The sequence below is a fragment of the Vibrio sp. 10N.222.54.E6 genome (genome assembly GCF_041473955.1).
Lineage (GTDB): Bacteria > Pseudomonadota > Gammaproteobacteria > Enterobacterales > Vibrionaceae > Vibrio > Vibrio tasmaniensis_A.
Genome location: NZ_JBFRTD010000008.1, coordinates 226,374 through 244,268 on the forward strand (window position 1 = coordinate 226,374; position 17,895 = coordinate 244,268).

Below are 17,895 nucleotides of genomic sequence, written 5' to 3' on the forward strand. Positions count from 1 at the left end.
AATTACGCACAAAAAACCACCAAAGCAAGCTATTTTGACGTTAATGACGTGGTGCTGTGTGTTTTTAACGTTTTTGACGGGAAACGAGTTTGATTAATTCATCGATAAGGTGTTTTCTTACTCCTGCCAAAGGCCTACAGGCCACTCTTACCACTTCTCAGAATCAAAGATGAATCTGGAGCAACGAAGAAGAGGTAGGCCTTTAACTAGAGTGTGTATCTACTAACTAATTAGCGACAGATAACATTCAATCCATTAGTGAAATGAAAGCAAATAGTAAGGAACAGCTATGCTTGCCAATATAAAAAAAACAGCAATAGCAACAGCAATTATTGCAACTGCTACAACAGGTTTTGCATCAGTAGCAACAGCTGCAGAGCGCAGCGAACTGACCGTTCACCCGAAAGAGTACACTACATTCGTACGTAACTTTAACCCGTACCTTGGTGCTACTAACCTACATACTACAACTGACTTCATGTACGAGCCTTTAGTAGTATTTAACGAAATGCACGGTAACACTCCGGTGTTCCGTCTAGCTGAAAACTTCAAAATGTCAGATGATCTGATGAGCGTTGTTTTCGACATTCGTAAGGGTGTTAAATGGTCTGATGGAGAAACTTTCTCTGCTGATGATGTTGTTTTTTCTTTCAACCTTGTAAAAGAGAAGCCAGAGCTTGACCAATCTGGTATCAACTCTTGGGTAACTTCTGTAGAAAAACTGAACGACAACCAAGTTAAGTTCACACTAACAGAAGCAAACTCAAACGTACCTTACGAGATTGCTAAAGTACCTGTAGTACCTAAGCACATCTGGAAAGACGTTAAAGATCCATCAACGTTTACCAATGAGAACCCTGTAGGTTCTGGTCCATTTACAGAAATCGATACGTTTACAGCGCAACTGTACATCCAGTGTGCAAACCCGAACTACTGGGATGCAGACAACCTAGATGTTGACTGTCTACGTGTTCCACAAATTGCGAACAACGACCAGTTCTTAGGTAAAGTTGTAAACAGTGAAATGGACTGGACGTCTTCTTTCGTTCCTGATATCGATCGTACATACGCTGCAGCAAGCCCTAAACACCACTACTGGTACCCGCCAGCAGGTACACAAGCATTCATCGTTAACTTCAAACACCCTGATGCTGCGAAGCATGAAGCATTGAGCAACGTTGAATTCCGTCGTGCTTTCTCTATGGCTCTTGACCGCCAAACTATCATCGACATCGCATTCTACGGTGGCGGTACTGTGAACGATTTCGCATCGGGTCTTGGCTACGCGTTTGAAGCTTGGTCTGATGAAAAAACTCACGACAAATACAAAGGCTTCAACACTTACAACGCTGAAGGCGCGAAGAAGCTTCTTGCTGACGCTGGCTTCAAAGATGTAAACAAAGATGGTTTTGTTGACACTCCATCAGGCAAATCTTTCGAACTAATGATTCAATCGCCAAACGGCTGGACTGACTTCAACAACACAGTTCAACTTGCGGTAGAGCAACTAAACGAAATCGGCATTAAAGCGAAAGCTCGTACACCTGACTTCTCTGTTTACAATCAAGCAATGCTTGAAGGTACATACGACGTAGCATACACAAACTACTTCCACGGTGCGGATCCATACACGTACTGGAACAGTGCTTACAACTCATCACTACAATCTGGTGATGGTATGCCTCGTTTCGCTATGCACTTCTACAAAAATGACAAGCTAGATGGTCTTCTAAACAGCTTCTACAAAACAGCTGACAAGAACGAACAGCTAGATATTGCACATGGTATCCAGCAAATTATCGCTGCAGACCAAGTGACAATCCCTGTGATGTCTGGTGCTTACATGTACCAATACAACACAACTCGATTCACTGGTTGGTGGAACGAAGAAAATCCAAAAGGCCGTCCAAACATTTGGGCTGGTATTCCAGAGCGTCTACTTCATGTACTGGACCTAAAACCAGTTAAATAAGTAATCGTTCAATCTTTGCGGCGTAACTTCTTACGCCGCTTATAAAAATCCCCACACTATCAATTGAAAGTATGGCGCTAGTCGTCAGGGGATTTTTCGTTCCAAATTTCGCTAGGAGCGACCTGAATCCAGAAACAGGGAAACAATCTGGGTGAGTAAGGTGTGAGTTATGGGTTATTTTTTAAGACGTTTGTCATTTTATTTTGTCGCGCTATTAGTTGCAGCGACGTTAAACTTTATTATTCCAAGAGCAATGCCTGGTGACCCAGTTACCATGATGTTTGCGAACGCTTCTGTACAAGTTACTCCTGAGCGTATTGCTGCAATGAAAGAACTATTAGGCTTCGTTGATGGCGGCTTACTGGTTCAATACGGCGCATACATGAAGAACATTCTAAGCTGGGAGCTTGGTACATCAATTCAATTCTACCCACTTTCTGTAAATACTCTGTTGGGTGGAGCATTTGGTTGGTCGCTATTCTTAGCAGGCACCGCCGTTATTCTTTCTTTCTCTATTGGTTCAATCCTAGGTATTTTTGCAGCGTGGAAACGTGGCAGCAAATACGATGCCTTTGTGACTCCCGGGATGCTGATTTTACAAGCCGTTCCTCAGGTTGTTATTGCCATGATTGCGCTGTTTACCTTCGCAATCGGCTTGAAATGGTTCCCAACAGGTTACGCCTATACCGCGGGTACGATTCCAGATTGGACAAGCTGGGCATTCATTAAAGATGTCGCTTACCACGCCTTCTTACCTTTGCTATGTGCATCTATTGTTCAAATTGGTGGCTTCCTAGTAAACATGCGTAACAACATGATCAACCTGCTAGCTGAAGATTACATCACCATGGCGAAAGGCAAAGGCCTTAGCGAAAACCGAGTGGTATTCAATTACGCAGCTCGTAACGCGATGCTACCAAGTGTGACAGCACTTTCTATGTCGCTAGGTATGGCAATCGGTGGTCAGTTAATTATCGAAATCATCTTTAACTACCCAGGCCTTGGCAGCGTACTTTTCAACGCAATTAACGCTCGTGATTACCAAGTACTGCAAGGTCAACTGCTTATCATGACGCTATTCATGCTGTTCTTTAACCTAGTTGCAGACATGCTTTACGTTGTTCTTGACCCTCGTCTTCGTAAGGGTGGTAAATAATCATGAAAGATATTCTAAAACTCATTTGGCGTAACCCGATGGCCTTAACCGGCGTCATCATCCTAAGTATTTTTATTCTTGGTGCGATTGCGGCTCCATTGATCACAAAACATGTGCCAGACAAACGTACAGGTAATCCACACGAATACCCTGGCTTCGTGGTTAAGTCTGCACAAACTAACCCTGATGGCTGGGTTGCTCAAAACCTAGCAGACGATCGTCGTACGTTGATAATGTCTAAGAAGGCAGACCACGTACTGGGAACAACTCGTATGGGTCGTGACGTTTGGTCACAAGTGGTATACGGCGCACGCGTATCTCTTGCTGTAGGTTTTGGTGCGGGTCTTACCGTATGTTTACTAGCAACGGTTATTGGTGTTTCCGCAGGCTACTTTGGCGGCCGTGTCGATGATGTTCTGACAGCCGCAATGAACATCATGCTGGTTATTCCTCAATACCCATTACTGTTCGTAGTTGCAGCCTTTATCGGTGAGGCAGGGCCACTCACCATAACCTTGGTTATCGGCTTTATGTCCTGGGCTTGGGGCGCGCGTGTTGTTCGTTCCCAGACCTTAGCACTGCGTGAAAAAGAGTTTGTAAAAGCCGCTGAAGTTCTGGGTGAATCTTCATTCCGTATTATCTTCGTAGAGATTCTTCCAAACCTTATCTCTATCGTTGGCGCGAGCTTCATCGGTTCGGTGATGTACGCAATCATGATGGAAGCAACGATTTCGTTCCTAGGTCTTGGTGACCCGAACACAATCAGCTGGGGCATCATGCTTTACAACGTTCAAACCTCTTCATCAATGCTGATTGGCGCTTGGTGGGAACTGTTGGCTCCTTGTATCGCATTGACACTACTTGTAACTGGTCTTGCTCTACTTAACTTCGCTGTCGATGAAATTGCCAACCCGCAACTGCGTTCTCACAAAGGCATGAAGCGTTGGAAGAAATTAGCAGCACAAGACAAAGAAGAACGTGAACCTGAACTACCACCACAAAATGCACTTTGGAGCGGAGATAAATAATCATGTCTGAACCACTAATTTCTATCCGCAATTTATGCGTGGATTACATCACAGAGTCTGGCGATGTACGTGCGTGTAACAACGTAAGTTTCGACATTGCTCCAGGTGAAGTATTCGGCCTAGCTGGTGAATCTGGCTGTGGTAAATCAACTGTTGCTTTCTCTCTTATGCGTCTGCATAAGCCGCCCGCTTACATCAGTGGTGGTGAGGTTATCTTCAATGGTGAGAACATCCTTGAATACAGTGATGACCGTATGCAAGCGTTCCGTTGGAGCGAGATGTCGATGGTATTCCAGAGTGCGATGAACGCACTCAATCCTGTATTACCAATGGAAGAGCAGTTCTGTGACGTAATTATGCGTCACACCAACATGACTCGTGAGCAAGCTAAGCAACGCGCAGAAGGTCTACTTGAAATCGTAGATATTCACCCGAGCCGATTGAGTGACTACCCTCACCAATTCTCTGGCGGCATGCGTCAGCGCTTGGTTATTGCTATCGCTTTAGCATTGAATCCAAAGCTTATCATTATGGATGAGCCAACGACCGCACTTGATGTGGTTGTTCAACGCGAAATCCTACAAAAGATCTATGCACTAAAAGAAGAGTTTGGCTTCTCGATTCTGTTCATCACCCATGACTTGTCATTGATGGTCGAGTTCTCTGACCGTATCGGCATCATGTACTCAGGTGAGCTCATCGAGGTTGCCAATGCTCAAGATATTCTAGAAAACCCTTACCACCCTTATACCAAAGGGCTGGGAAGTTCTTTCCCTCCACTAACAGGGCCAAAGACAAAACTAGCAGGCATTCCGGGTAACCCTCTGAACCTGTTAGAGATCCCTGAAGGGTGTCGTTTCCAAGCTCGTTGTGATCGTGTACATGAAACGTGTACCAAGGTGCCAACCAAGCTGCGTTCTATCGACCCGGGACATTTGTCTAACTGCCACCTGTACGGTGACCCAATAGTACAAAGGAAGCTATAGCTTGCACGCTGATTCAGCGTGAATAACGAATAAGGCGGCTCGACCGCCGAAATGCAAGCAAAGCGAATAAGGATTCTGGAGACAATTATGAGCAAAGATTTCGGTCAATTATTGGTAGAAGGCAAGAATGTCGTAAAAGACTTCCCAATAAGCAGTACCACAATTCAAACCCCAATGATGCGTGCGATTAACGACGTATCATTCAAGATGTATAAAAGTCGCGGCCTAGCTGTGGTTGGTGAGTCAGGTTCAGGCAAATCAACAACAGCAAAAATGATCGCAAAAATGTACGCACCTTCGGGCGGTACGATCGAATACAAAGGTCGTGATATCCAAGAGATCTCAAGCAGAAAAGATCTTATGCACTACCGTGAAGGCGTGCAGATGGTATGGCAAGACCCGTTTGGTTCTCTGAACCCAACACATAACATCTTTCACCACATAGCTCGACCATTGTTGATCCACAAAAAAGTATCTCCGGGCAACAAGAAAGAGTTACAGGAACGTGTGTACGATCTTCTAGAGCAAGTTGGCTTAGTGCCACCACAAGCAACGGCAGAGAAGTACCCTCATCAACTCTCTGGTGGTCAGCGTCAACGTGTCAACCTAGCCCGTAACATTGCAGTTGGTGCAGAAGTTGTATTAGCCGATGAACCAACATCGATGCTTGATGTATCGATTCGTGCTGGTGTTTTGAACCTGATGGAAGAAATGAAGTTTGAGAAACAAATGTCTCTACTTTACATCACTCACGATATCGCAACCGCTCGTTACATTGCTGAAGATCTTTCAGTGATGTACGTAGGACACATGGTGGAATGGGGCGATACCGATGATGTGATTGCTAACCCTCAGCATCCTTACACCCAACTGCTTGTTTCTGCGGTTCCAGATCCTAAAAAATCGATCCACGAACAACTCGCAGGCAACAAAGGTGAGATCCCTCTTTGGACACCAGTCTCAGCAGGTTGCCCATTTGCAGGCCGTTGCACTCATGCAATGGACAAGTGTAAAGAGCAGTTACCAGGGGTTACGCAGTTAGCTGATAACCACTTTGTGCGTTGTTACCTACACGAAAGCTAAGCAATAAAACCAAGTTAGGGTCTGCGGGCCCTAACTATTTATATACAAAACATTTTATATCCAAAACATTCAAGTACCTAGCCAATAGAAACTAGGACTGTCGGAGAATATTGATGCTGTTATTGACCAACCATATTGGCTACGAATCCACGGCTCCAAAGCAAGCTATTCTGCAAACGAAGAAAGCTCGCTTATCAAGTACGACTGCACTTTTGGTGTGTGCCGACAACCATATCACTGTCGGAAGTTTTGATGTGGTTAAACAAGGCCGCGTAGCAAATTGGCATCAAGGGCAATTCTTCACTATCGATTTCAGTTCATTCACTGAATCAGGTCGCTACTACCTACGTTTTGACAACCTACGCTCTGAAGTATTTGAGATTGGTAGCAACCTATTAATGAACCACACGTTTTCTGATGTGCTTCATTACTTTAAGTCACAACGCTGTGGCGGTAGTTTCGACAAAAAAGATCGACAAGCACAAATTATGGGCACTGACAGATACGTCGATGTCCACGGTGGATGGTATGACGCATCAGGTGATGTAAGTAAGTATTTTAGCCACCTGTCTTATGGTAACTACCTTAACCCACAACAAATTCCAATGGTCGTTTGGAACATGCTAAAAAGCGTGCGCTTGACTAGCAATAACTCAGACTTTCCTAAATTCTCTATGACTCGTTTAGTGGAAGAAGCCCTATTCGGTGCCGATTTCTTAGTGCGTATGCAAGACGCTGACGGATACTTTTACATGACGGTATTCGACAAGTGGAGTAAAGACATCAATCAACGTGACATCTGCGCATACGCCACTCAAGAAGGTAACAAATCAACGGACTTGCAAGCGGGCTACCGACAAGGTGCAGGTGTTGCTATCGCCGCATTAACTGCTGCATCTGAACTTGAAACCTCGGGCAGTTACTCGAGCCAAACTTATCTTGAAACTGCCGTTAGCGGTTATTGGCACCTAAAAGAACATAACCTGCAGTACCTAAACGATGGCGAAGAAAACATCATCGATGAATATTGTGCCCTACTCGCTGCCAATGAACTGTACCGAGTAACAGAGGACGATCAATACCTATTAGAAGCAAGAACTTGGGCTAGTCGCTTGATCGCACGTCAGCAATCTGATGATTCAGTTGAGCACTTTTGGTCAGCTAATGCTGATGGCTCTCGCCCCTATTTCCATGCAGCTGAAGCTGGCCTTCCTGTAATTGCTCTGTGCGAGTACATCGATAATGAAACTGACACTGAGTTGAAAGAACAAGCACGTGTGGTTGTTGAGCAAGCTTGTCAGTTCGAAATCAACATTACCGACAAAGTCATCAACCCATTTGGCTACCCAAGACAATACGTAAAATCTGTCGATGGTGATAAACGTGATGCCTTCTTCGTCGCTCAACAAAACGAAACTGGCTACTGGTGGCAAGGCGAAAACGCGCGTCTTGGCTCAATTGCGACCATGGCTTACCTAGTTCAACCGCACATTAAAGATAATGACCTTCAGCAGCGTCTAATCCAACTTTCACAAAATAGCCTTGACTGGATTTTGGGCCTCAACCCATACCACATGTGCATGCTTGATGGCCACGGTCATAACAACCCAGACTATCTACCACAACTTGGTTTCTTCAATGCCAAAGGCGGGATTTGCAATGGCATCACGGCAGGGTTCGAAGACGAACAAGACATCGCATTCAACCCACCAGCACAGAAAGACGACATGCTTCAAAACTGGCGCTGGGGTGAACAATGGATCCCTCATGGGGCGTGGTACTTACTGGCGACTGCAGCACAGTTCAATCATTTAGCACAGTGTAAGGAGCAATAATCATGACGCTTTACTACGTAGGTATTGATGGTGGCGGTACATCTTGCCGTGCTCGCATTCGTGATAACCAAGGCAAACTCATTGGTGAAGCGAAAAGTGGCAGTGCCAACATCCTTTTGGGTGTCGATGTTGCAATGAGTTCAATTGTTGATGCGATTACTAAAGCCGCACAACAAGGGCAACTCAACTCTAACGATTTTTCTAATATGCATGTTGGTTTGGCGCTAGCTGGTGCTGAACAGAAGTCAGCATGGCTCGACTTCATGGCACAAGCACACCCTTTCGCAAGTATGACACTCAATACAGACGCCTATGGTGCATGTATTGGTGCACATAATGGCCAAGATGGCGCGATCATGATTGGTGGTACAGGTTCATGTGGTATCTACCTAAACAACGGCGAACAACATGTGGTTGGCGGTCGTGAATTTCCAATTTCTGACCAAGGCGGCGGCGCAGTGATGGGCCTTCGTTTAATTCAGCAAGTCCTACTCGCTGAAGATGGTATTCGCAGTAAAACCCCATTAACTCAACATGTTATGAATCAATTTAATAATGATGTGGATGCGATTGTGGCGTGGTCAAAAGGCGCGATTCCAAAGGATTACGGTCAATTCTCACCCGTCATTTTTCAACTGGCAAATGAAGGCGATGAACTGGCTATAGAGATGCTTAAGCAGACTGCAGCCGATATCGAAATGTTTGTATTAGCGCTGCATCGAAAAGGCGCTGACAAGGTGTGCTTAATGGGAAGTATCGCTGAGCGTATTCTCAACTGGCTATCACCACCAGTACAACAATGGATCGTTAAACCTCAATTTGACGCTATCGAAGGCGCATTGATGTTTGCCGGCAAGTCACAACACAACTTGTATCAACAGGCTTAGCAGGGAAGTTATATGAATTATCGCATCGACTTAGCTGTTCTTTCTGAACAAAAAAATAACTGCCGATTTGGCCTTACGGTACATAATTTAAGTGACCTCGACGTAAAAGATTGGTCTCTGCATTTTGCATTTGACCGATTCATCCTTCCTGAGAGTCTATCGCAAGGTGAACTGACTCAAGTTGGAAGCTATTGCACGTTCAAACCAAGTGCGCCCGTGTTAAAGGCCAATAACCATTACTACCTTGAATTCAGTATTCAAAGCGCCCCATTCCGCTTCTATTCTGATGGCCTTAATGATGCCTTTATCCAATCACATCATGATGGAGAAACATCGGTACTGCCTGTCGCGATATCACCCATAGTACTGGCTTCGCCGTACCGTGAACGTAATCAAATGCCTGAAGTTAACGCTGCTGAAATTGCATTGATTCCTCAACCAAATCAGATCGAACTCAAGCAAGGTAGCTTCGCGCTAAGCTGTGAATGCAAGGTTGAGGTTCAATCTCACCTTGCAGATAAAGCCGTCTCTTGGTTGCAGCAAGAGTTACTTTCTACCTTTGAAATATCTCTTTCGAATGAGCTTTCAACTGAACTTTCAAAAAACGAAAGCGGCGACATTCTATTTCGCAGCAATCCAACATTAGACGAAGCAGAATACAAACTCCGCATTACTGAACAACAAATAATTGTTGAATCAGGTAGCCAGTCTGGGTTTACACACGCCGTGGCAAGTCTGATTCAATTGGTTCAACAACTGGATGTCGAAAATTTTTCTATTCCATGCTGCAAAATCGCCGATCACCCTCGCTTTAAGTACCGAGGCATGATGTTGGATTGCGCGCGCCACTTCCATTCAGTAGAGCAAGTGAAGCGCTTAATCAATCAACTAGCGCACTACAAATTCAACGTTTTTCATTGGCACCTAACCGATGATGAAGGTTGGAGAATCGAGATCAAGAGCCTACCTCAGCTAACTGAAGTCGGCGCATGGCGCGGTCCTGATCATGCATTAGAACCGCAATACACCCACATTGCGGATAACTATGGCGGTTTCTACACGCAACAACAGGTTCGTGAAGTCATTGAATACGCAGAGCAGCGTAGCATCACGGTGATCCCAGAGATCGATATCCCGGGACACTGCCGCGCCGCAATAAAGTCACTGCCTGACATGCTAGTTGAGCAAGCAGACACCACACAATACAAGAGTATTCAGCACTACAACGACAACGTACTAAATCCAGGCTTGCCAGGTACTTATCAGTTCCTAGATGCCGTTATTGAAGAAGTTGCAGAGCTTTTCCCTAGCGAATTGATCCACATGGGCGCAGACGAAGTACCACCCGGTGTGTGGACCAACAGCCCTGCTGCTCAAGCTCTGATGAAAGAACATCAATATCAAGACAGCAAAGATTTACAAGGCCACCTATTCCGTTATGCCGAAAACAAACTCAAACAACTCGGTAAGCGCATGGTGGGCTGGGAAGAAGCACAGCACGGCGACAAGGTGAGCAAAGAGACCATCATCTATTCATGGCTCAGTGAAGAAGCTGCTATCAATTGCGCTCGCCAAGGCTTTGATGTGGTGCTGCAACCAGCACAGTTTACCTATCTCGACATGACCCAAGATTATGCACCGGAAGAACCGGGCGTAGATTGGGCTGCCGTTATCCCCTTAGAACAAGCTTATACCTACGAAGCCCTCGCTGAGATATCCGACACCGATCCAATTCGTAAGCGGATCCGCGGAATTCAGTGTGCTCTATGGTGTGAGATCGTTACCAATCAAAAGCGCATGGATTACATGGTATTTCCAAGAATTAGCGCTTTAGCTGAAGGATGTTGGACACATAAAAACAACCGAAACTGGCTAGATTACCTATCTCGCCTAAAGGGTCACCTGCCATTACTCGACAGACTCAATGTTGATTATCGCAACCCTTGGAAAGCTGAATAAAACGAAGCCAAAGCACACTCAAGTCGAGTGCTTGCTTCCCTGATTAAGGTGCTCAGTCAGATTCGACTCAGCATCATTATTTAAAAATTAGCTGCATAGATGCAGTTTGTTAAAAAGGAAATGACAATGAAATACGGCTATTTCGATAACGATAATCGCGAATACGTCATCACTCGCCCTGATGTACCAGCACCTTGGACCAACTACCTAGGTACTGAAAAGTTTTGTACCGTAATTTCGCACAATGCTGGCGGCTACTCGTTCTACAATTCTCCGGAATACAACCGTGTTACTAAATTCCGTCCAAACGGCACCTTCGACCGTCCAGGACACTATGTTTACCTGCGTGATGATGAGACGGGCGATTACTGGTCTATCTCTTGGCAGCCAGTGGCAAAGAACCTAGATGAAGCGAACTACGAAGTTCGTCACGGCCTGTCATACTCAAAATTCAAGTGTGAATACAGTGGTATTACAGCAACCAAAACGTTATTCGTTCCTAAGGGTGAAGATGCGGAAGTTTGGGACGTCGTGCTGAAAAACAACACTGACAAACCAAGAACCATCAGTACTTTCTCATTTGTTGAGTTCTCGTTCAGCCATATTCAATCGGATAACCAGAACCATCAGATGTCTTTGTACTCTGCGGGGACGTCTTACCAAGAAGGTGTTCTTGAATACGACCTGTACTACAACACTAACGACTTTGAAGGTTTCTACTACCTAGCTTCAACTTTCTCACCAGACAGCTACGACGGCCAACGTGATAACTTCCTTGGCATGTACCGTGATGAAGCGAACCCAATTGCCGTTGAGAACGGTAAATGTTCTAACAGCGCTCAAACCTGTTACAACCACTGTGGTTCTCTGCACAAGCAATTTACGATTCAGCCGGGTGAAGAAGTTCGCTTTGCTTATGTACTCGGTATCGGTAAAGGAAACGGCGAGCGCCTACGTGAAAAGTACCAAGACACAGCCAACGTCGATGCCGCTTTCCAAGGCATCAAAGATCACTGGGACGAGCGTTGCAACAAATTCCAAGTTAAGTCTCCAAACGAAGGCTTAGACACCATGATCAACACATGGACGCTATACCAAGCGGAAACCTGTGTTGTTTGGTCTCGCTTTGCATCCTTCATTGAAGTGGGTGGTCGTACTGGCCTTGGTTACCGTGATACTGCGCAAGACGCAATCTCAGTACCTCATGCCAACCCACAAATGACCAAGAAACGTATTATCGACCTGCTTCGCGGCCAAGTGAAAGCGGGCTATGGTCTACACTTGTTCGATCCAGACTGGTTCGATCCAGAAAAAGCAGACATTGAACCTTCAAAATCACCAACGGTTGTTCCAACACCGTCAGATGACGACAAGATCCACGGCATTGAAGACACCTGTTCTGATGATCACTTATGGATCGTTCCGACTATCATCAAGTATGTAATGGAAACCGGTGAACACGACTTCTTTGATGAAGTAATTCCATACGCAGACGGTGGCGAAGCGACCGTTTATGAACACATGAAAGCGGCACTGAACTTCTCTGCAGAATACGTGGGGCAAACCGGTATCTGTAAGGGTCTTCGTGCAGACTGGAATGACTGTTTAAACCTTGGTGGCGGTGAATCTTCAATGGTTTCATTCTTGCACTTCTGGGCTCTACAAGAATTCCTAGATCTTGCTAAGTTCCGTAATAACGATGCTGACGTTGCTAAATACACAGAAATGGCCGCGAACGTACGTGAAGCGTGTGAAACACACCTATGGGATGACGAAGGTGGCTGGTACATCCGTGGTCTAACAAAAAATGGCGACAAGATCGGTACCGCTCAACAAGCTGAAGGTCGTGTACACCTTGAGTCAAACACGCTAGCGGTTCTATCTGGCGCGGTTTCTCAAGAGCGTGGCGAGAAAGCGATGGACGCTGTTGATGAGAACCTATTCTCTGAATACGGCTTGCACCTAAATTCTCCTTCATTCGCAACACCAAACGATGATATCGGCTTTGTGACTCGCGTTTATCAAGGCGTAAAAGAGAATGGCGCAATCTTCTCTCACCCGAACCCATGGGCTTGGGTAGCAGAAGCGAAGCTAGGTCGTGGTGACCGTGCGATGAAGTTCTACGACGCACTGAACCCGTACAACCAAAACGACATGATTGAAACACGTTACGCAGAACCATACTCGTACGTGCAGTTCATCATGGGTAAAGATCATCAAGACCATGGTCGTGCAAACCACCCTTGGTTAACGGGTACCTCTGGTTGGGCTTACTTCGCGGTAACCAACTTTATTCTTGGTGTTCGCACAGGCTTTGAAGGATTAACAGTCGATCCTTGTATCCCGACTGATTGGCCGGAATTCGAGGTTACTCGTCAATGGCGTGGCGCGACTTACAACATCACAGTGCAAAACCCGAATGCAGTAAGCAAAGGGGTTACCTCTATCACTATCAACGGTGAGTCAGTTGAAGGTGCAATCCCAGTACAAGCAGAAGGCAGCGTGAACGATGTTGTCGTTGTTCTAGGCTAGTCACTTAATTTAACGAACAGCTCTTGCCTCAAGTCTTTATCGACTTGAGGCAATGAGACTAAAAGGATTTTCTAATGATTAAATTTGGTACAGGTGGCTGGCGCGCTTTCATTGGTGAAGAGTTCACCAGAGACAATGTTCGCCTTGTAGCGCAAGCGCTCGCTAACATCATCAATAATGAAGATGCAGCCAAGAATGGCTTCGTTATTGGCTATGACCGTCGCTTCCTTTCAGATAAAGCGGCATGCTGGTTTGCAGAAGTACTTGCGGCGAACAACATCAAAGTAAGCTTCATTGATAAGTTCGTTCCAACACCTATCGTGATGTTCCAAGCAAAAGAGATGGGATGTATTTACTCTGCGTGTATTACCGCTTCTCACAACCCAGCGGACTATAACGGCATAAAGATCTTCATTGAAGGTGGACGCGATGCTGACGAGATCATCACAGAGAAGATCGAACAGCAAATCGCAACACTGACCAACGAAGATGTTATACGAGTCGATTTTGAACAAGCGTTAAACGACAAAGAAATCGAGATCATCAACCCGATGAACGACTTTGTTGATTCAATCATCAACTTCATCGATATCGATTCGATTAAGAAAGCCAACCTGCGCGTACTGATTGATCCAATGTTTGGTGTTGCGAAAAATGCTCTGCAAACCGTACTGATCAACGGTCGCTGTGATGTCGACGTAATCAACGATGGTAAGAACCCAGATTTCGGGGGTCTAATGCCTTCTCCGAATGCCGCTACGCTCTATCGCTTGAAGCACTTGGTGGCAGCAGAAGGATATGACATTGGTATTGGTACTGATGGCGATGCCGACCGTTTAGGCATCATTGATGAGAAAGGTCACTTCATTCACCCTAACGAAGTGCTACTCCTACTTTACTACTACTTACTGGAATACAAAGGCTGGAAGGGCTCTGTTGTTCGTAACATCGCCACCACGCATCTACTCGACAAAGTAGCGGCAGATCATGGTGAGAAGAGCTTTGAGGTTCCTGTAGGCTTTAAGCATATCAGCTCTCAAATGGAAGCAGATGATTCACTGATTGGTGGTGAAAGTTCGGGAGGTTTAACCATTCGAGGTCATATCAAAGGTAAGGATGGCGTATTTGCTTCAAGCTTACTGGTTGAGATGATCAGTGTAACAGGTAAAAAATTATCTGAGTTACTTGATGAAATCTACTCTAAGTATGGCTATGCCTACACGGCAGAAGGAGATTGCCAGTTTAAGCCTTCAGAGAAAGAAGCGCTCTACACCAAGATTTACGTAGAGAAACAACTGCCTGAATTTGAATACGAAATTGAAAAAGTTAGCTATGAAGATGGTGCCAAGGTGTACTTCAAGAATGGCGGCTGGGTGATCGCTCGTTTCTCAGGAACAGAGCCGTTACTACGAATCTTCGCAGAAATGGAAGATAAAGACACTGCAGAACGTGTTCTTCAAAAAGTGAAAGACTTCCTCTCTCTATAGACTTATAGAGTGCAGCAGTTTTGAATGGGACTTAACAAACCACTGCCTTGTTAAAGCCTATAGGTGAAGAACTCTTGCCCAGTACTCTGTATCAAAGTGCTGGGCTTTTTTACGAATGCATTTTACTTTTCGGCAGAACGATACTTACTGCGTATCATTAAAACGCCAACACACCTTTGGTATCTACTTTGACGGTGACTGGCATACCAACACCTAGAGCCTCAGAAGACGTTGCTAACAGTTTCTGACCGTTAGCTTCAATCACATAGCGACAGTGGTCGCCCATAAATTGTTGTTCCAACACTGACAGGTTACTGTCGACATCATGACTCGCCACTATATGCTGTGGTCTTAGTAACAACGCACATTCCGCTCCCACTTCGATCTGAGTTTGTGCTTTCGCTTCTATCAGACCCAAGCTCGTTTCAAATTCATTATCTGAAATACGCTTTGCATTCAAGTAGCTACCACCACCTAAGAAATCAGCAACAAACTTACTCGATGGGTGGAAGTACAACTCAGATGCAGAACCATATTGCTCAATCACACCATGGTTCATTACCGCCATTTTATCTGAAAAAGCGAATGCTTCTTCACGGCTGTGCGTTACAAAAATAGCAGTAACACCCTGCTTTTTAAATATTTTACGAATCTGAGAGATCAACTCATGGCGAACTTGAGTATCAATATTTGAGAAGGGTTCATCCAATAACAATAAGTCCGGCTTGTACGCTAAAGAACGAGCAATCGCTACGCGCTGCTGTTGACCACCAGAAAGTTGATGTGGGTATCGGTCACCGAATTCATCTAAGTGAACTAGCTCCAACATCTCTTGAACTTTCTCTTTCTTTTGCTGTTCAGAAAGACCTTTGAGGCCAAAGCAGATATTCTGGTTTACCGTCAAGTGCGGAAACAGGGCGTAATCTTGAAAGATCATTCCGATGTTTCTCTGCTCAGGTGGTAACCAGTTGTCTCCATCGTCGATGGTTTGACAGTTCAAGCTCATGACGCCACTACTCAATGGAAGCAAGCCGGCAATCGCTTTCAGCAGCGTAGTCTTACCACAACCACTGGCACCAAGCAGACAAACAATTTCACCATGCTCAACTTCTAAAGAAAGAGATTCCAAAATAGTTTGGGACTCGTACTTACAAGTCAGATCTTTAATTGATAATGCACAACTCATTAGTGTTTCTGCTCCAAGGAACGGTTTACGATAATCAGAGGAATTAAGCCCACTAACACCAATAATACAGCAGGCATCGCCGCCAACTCTAGGTGCTCATCTGAGGCATAGTTATAAACATAAGTCGCCAATGTTTCGAAATTGAAAGGGCGTAGCAGTAATGCTGCATTTAACTCTTTCATTGATTCGATAAATACCAATAATCCGGCGATCAATGCGCCTCGTTTAATCAAAGGTAAATGAACATGACGTAACATCTGGTTGGTATTGCAGCCCATTGTTTTAGATGCCATATCCAATGAAGGAGAAACTTTACTCAAGCTACTTTCAATGCTGCCAATTGCAACCGCTGAAAAACGCACGACCATGGCAAAGATAAGTGCAAACATAGAACCAGAGAAGATCAAACCTGGTCCTGTCCATTCCATCACTTTTGCAATATCGTTGACTAAGTGATCCATAAACAAAACTGGGACCATCACACCAATGGCTAACACGGTGCCTGGAACGGCATAGCCCATGGAAGCGATACGCATATAAGCCTGATTTTTCTTACTTGGGCTAACACGTTGATTGAAGTTCACAATCAAAGCAATAACGACACCAATAATTGCAGCAACTACCGAAACATAAAGGCTATTAACGGCATACTCTCTAAATTCAGGGGTCCAGCTTTGAGCAAAATATTTGTAGGCATAAATCATTAACTGGGCAAGAGGGAACAAGAATGCGACACACACCAACCCCCAACACCAAAACAATGCTAACCACTTCTTCCAACCGGAAAGGTCGTAACGAAAATCTTCACGACTACTGAATTGATTCTGGAATAATTTCTGTTTGCGACGGCTATAGCGCTCTGAACTCAATAGTAGGATCACGATAATCAGCATAATCGCCGATATTTTCGCAGCAGCCGTTAAGCTTGAGTAACCTAACCAAGTATCGTAAACCGCAGTCGTTAAGGTATTGACTGCAAAGTAACTTACGGTACCAAAGTCACCAATGGTTTCCATTGCAACCAGTGATAGCCCGACCGCCATTGATGGACGAACAAGCGGCAAGGAAATACGACGAAAGCTTTCCCAAGGTGAACACTTTAACAACCGAGCGGATTGCAATAAGGAGACGTTTTGCTCCATAAAAGCCGCGCGGCATAGCAAATAAACATAGGGGTAGAGAACAAGTGACAGAACAATAATAGCTCCGAACAAGGTTCTAATGTCTGGGAACCAGTACTCTCCGGGCCCCCAACCTGTTAAATCTCGTAGCAGAATTTGAACAGGACCTGCAAAGTCGAACCAATCGGTAAAGATATACCCGACAATATAGCCTGGCATTGCTAATGGCAGCACTAACGCCCACTGTAAAACGCGCTCTCCTGGAACACGGCACATTGCCATAATCCAAGCTGACGGAATACCAAAAGCCAAAGACAGGAATAAGGTTCCTATGACTAAAACCACCGTATTATAAGTATAGGTGGGCATTACTGTGGACATAAGATGAGAAAATAGCTCATCAGTTTCTCCAACAGCAGTCGTAAAAATCGCTAAAATCGGTAAAACCAGCAATACAGCAATGATGCAGCTACTGGTGTTCCATAAATAATTCTTTTCTTTCATCGCCTAACTACAACGAGGCTTAATGAAACACAAATGCATTTGCAAATACATCTCATGTCCTTTTAATGGGGGGTTATTTATACCCATATACTGTAATGACTTCAAGGTGAGATGCTCATAACTCTGGGGATTAACGGGGAGCTTTGTATCAAAAAGTGA

The 17,895-nt window shown here is 45.0% G+C and carries 12 protein-coding genes; 10 read left to right on the top strand and 2 right to left on the bottom strand.

Annotated elements, in window-relative coordinates:
- Positions 1-289 precede the first annotated feature (289 nt).
- From AB4513_RS03925 to AB4513_RS03970, 10 genes are all read left to right on the top strand, one after another.
- Entirely contained in the window at positions 290-1,972 is a 1,683-nt protein-coding gene (locus AB4513_RS03925; RefSeq protein WP_009847561.1) for an ABC transporter substrate-binding protein, read from the top strand.
- A 169-nt stretch (positions 1,973-2,141) separates the two neighbouring features.
- Positions 2,142-3,128 (top strand): ABC transporter permease, encoded by a 987-nt coding sequence (locus tag AB4513_RS03930; protein WP_009847562.1) that lies wholly within the window; start codon positions 2,142-2,144, stop codon positions 3,126-3,128.
- Positions 3,129-3,130: 2 nt separating this feature from the next.
- Positions 3,131-4,156: an ABC transporter permease gene (locus AB4513_RS03935; RefSeq protein WP_009847563.1), complete on the top strand. Its 1,026-nt coding sequence runs from the start codon at positions 3,131-3,133 to the stop codon at positions 4,154-4,156.
- 2 nt (positions 4,157-4,158) lie between these two features.
- Entirely contained in the window at positions 4,159-5,142 is a 984-nt protein-coding gene (locus AB4513_RS03940) for an ABC transporter ATP-binding protein (protein WP_009847564.1), read from the top strand.
- Positions 5,143-5,229: 87 nt separating this feature from the next.
- Positions 5,230-6,225, top strand: coding sequence for an ABC transporter ATP-binding protein (locus AB4513_RS03945; RefSeq protein WP_009847565.1), 996 nt, complete (start codon positions 5,230-5,232; stop codon positions 6,223-6,225).
- 113 nt (positions 6,226-6,338) lie between these two features.
- A complete protein-coding gene (locus tag AB4513_RS03950) occupies positions 6,339-8,060 on the top strand; it encodes a glycoside hydrolase family 9 protein (RefSeq protein WP_009847566.1) in 1,722 nt (573 codons plus the stop codon).
- Between the two features lie 2 nt (positions 8,061-8,062).
- A complete protein-coding gene (locus AB4513_RS03955) occupies positions 8,063-8,947 on the top strand; it encodes an N-acetylglucosamine kinase (RefSeq protein WP_009847567.1) in 885 nt (294 codons plus the stop codon).
- A 12-nt stretch (positions 8,948-8,959) separates the two neighbouring features.
- Positions 8,960-10,906: a beta-N-acetylhexosaminidase gene (locus AB4513_RS03960; protein WP_009847568.1), complete on the top strand. Its 1,947-nt coding sequence runs from the start codon at positions 8,960-8,962 to the stop codon at positions 10,904-10,906.
- A gap of 126 nt (positions 10,907-11,032) precedes the next feature.
- Positions 11,033-13,438: a GH36-type glycosyl hydrolase domain-containing protein gene (locus AB4513_RS03965; RefSeq protein ID WP_102257746.1), complete on the top strand. Its 2,406-nt coding sequence runs from the start codon at positions 11,033-11,035 to the stop codon at positions 13,436-13,438.
- Positions 13,439-13,512: 74 nt separating this feature from the next.
- Positions 13,513-14,925, top strand: coding sequence for a phosphoglucomutase/phosphomannomutase family protein (locus AB4513_RS03970; protein ID WP_009847570.1), 1,413 nt, complete (start codon positions 13,513-13,515; stop codon positions 14,923-14,925).
- Positions 14,926-15,082: 157 nt separating this feature from the next.
- Here the strand turns inward: AB4513_RS03970 and AB4513_RS03975 are convergent, their stop codons facing one another.
- Positions 15,083-16,111 carry an ABC transporter ATP-binding protein gene (locus AB4513_RS03975; RefSeq protein ID WP_009847571.1) on the bottom strand — a complete coding sequence of 343 codons (1,029 nt, stop codon included), beginning with the start codon at positions 16,109-16,111 and terminating at the stop codon, positions 15,083-15,085.
- The gene (locus AB4513_RS03980; RefSeq protein WP_009847572.1) at positions 16,111-17,736 is read right to left on the bottom strand and encodes an iron ABC transporter permease; all 1,626 of its coding nucleotides are present in this window, start codon (positions 17,734-17,736) and stop codon (positions 16,111-16,113) included. The genes AB4513_RS03975 and AB4513_RS03980 overlap by 1 nt, the downstream gene beginning before the upstream one ends.
- Between the last annotated feature and the right edge of the window lie 159 nt (positions 17,737-17,895).

Excerpts from the sequence above, each read along its gene's own strand:
- AB4513_RS03965 (WP_102257746.1), top strand. The coding sequence starts at position 11,033 with ATGAAATACGGCTATTTCGATAACGATAATCGCGAATACGTCATCACT.
- AB4513_RS03980 (WP_009847572.1), bottom strand. The coding sequence starts at position 17,736 with ATGAAAGAAAAGAATTATTTATGGAACACCAGTAGCTGCATCATTGCT.
- AB4513_RS03955 (WP_009847567.1), top strand. The coding sequence starts at position 8,063 with ATGACGCTTTACTACGTAGGTATTGATGGTGGCGGTACATCTTGCCGT.
- AB4513_RS03925 (WP_009847561.1), top strand. The coding sequence starts at position 290 with ATGCTTGCCAATATAAAAAAAACAGCAATAGCAACAGCAATTATTGCA.
- AB4513_RS03970 (WP_009847570.1), top strand. The coding sequence starts at position 13,513 with ATGATTAAATTTGGTACAGGTGGCTGGCGCGCTTTCATTGGTGAAGAG.
- AB4513_RS03930 (WP_009847562.1), top strand. The coding sequence starts at position 2,142 with ATGGGTTATTTTTTAAGACGTTTGTCATTTTATTTTGTCGCGCTATTA.
- AB4513_RS03950 (WP_009847566.1), top strand. The coding sequence starts at position 6,339 with ATGCTGTTATTGACCAACCATATTGGCTACGAATCCACGGCTCCAAAG.
- AB4513_RS03975 (WP_009847571.1), bottom strand. The coding sequence starts at position 16,111 with ATGAGTTGTGCATTATCAATTAAAGATCTGACTTGTAAGTACGAGTCC.
- AB4513_RS03935 (WP_009847563.1), top strand. The coding sequence starts at position 3,131 with ATGAAAGATATTCTAAAACTCATTTGGCGTAACCCGATGGCCTTAACC.
- AB4513_RS03940 (WP_009847564.1), top strand. The coding sequence starts at position 4,159 with ATGTCTGAACCACTAATTTCTATCCGCAATTTATGCGTGGATTACATC.
- AB4513_RS03945 (WP_009847565.1), top strand. The coding sequence starts at position 5,230 with ATGAGCAAAGATTTCGGTCAATTATTGGTAGAAGGCAAGAATGTCGTA.
- AB4513_RS03960 (WP_009847568.1), top strand. The coding sequence starts at position 8,960 with ATGAATTATCGCATCGACTTAGCTGTTCTTTCTGAACAAAAAAATAAC.